General features: G+C 35.4%; 1 protein-coding gene and 1 pseudogene (1 of these 2 only partly in view). Both read right to left on the bottom strand.

The annotated features are described in order from the left end of the window. A pseudogene (locus tag COU51_00845) lies at nt 1–174 on the bottom strand (hypothetical protein); it reaches 33 nt to the left of the window's first position. Nucleotides 175–177: 3 nt separating this feature from the next. Next, on the bottom strand, nt 178–693 hold a 516-nt coding region (locus COU51_00840; protein ID PIR67008.1), incomplete at its 5' end, for a hypothetical protein.

Genomic DNA, 693 nt, shown 5'->3' with positions numbered 1-693 from the left:
ACGGCTTATTACTTCATCTTTGTGCAATAGTTTCCATAAATCTTTATAGGGCTGAAAAATACTGGCCCCCTCTCGATTCTGAAACCTGGCTTTTATCTTTTTGATTATACCGGCACAGAGCGGTGATACTACAGGTATAAATATAAATTGAATTGTCCAAATAAAAATTGTCATAATTTATAATGTGGCAAATAACACGACTAGAAGCGTAATAAAAATATAGAAAATGTAAGTATTTATGTTTCCACTTTGAATTTTTTTTGTACGCAAGGATAATATATGAACCAGTGTGTGGAGTGGCTGATAAAAATAAGTCTTATAAACATCACTTACTCCCAAAATCACTGTTCTCTGTTTTGGCAAATACCTGCTTTCGGAGTCATGATATTCAATTTCGTGCTGGATACTGGGTTTTAATATGCCTTTAAAAATGAGGACGATGGAACGAGCAAACCCGGTAGAGGTTATCTCCATGCGCGAAGTCAGATCGGTTCCGCAATCCCAAGTAGCACCTATTTTTGTTTTTTGCCGTCTATTAACTACTCTGCGGATAATAAAAATTACAACCATTATCACGCCTGCAAAAAATACCAGAAAAGCCAATCCGGAAACAGAAGCAAAACCGTTTTTTACCATCAATCCTTGATTATTTTCTGCTAAAAATGTTACCGGCATATTTTGAAAAATAGTGAA

The sequence above is a fragment of the Parcubacteria group bacterium CG10_big_fil_rev_8_21_14_0_10_36_14 genome (genome assembly GCA_002772895.1).
GTDB lineage: Bacteria > Patescibacteriota > Patescibacteriia.
This window is presented reverse-complemented; position numbering and strand designations above follow the sequence as displayed.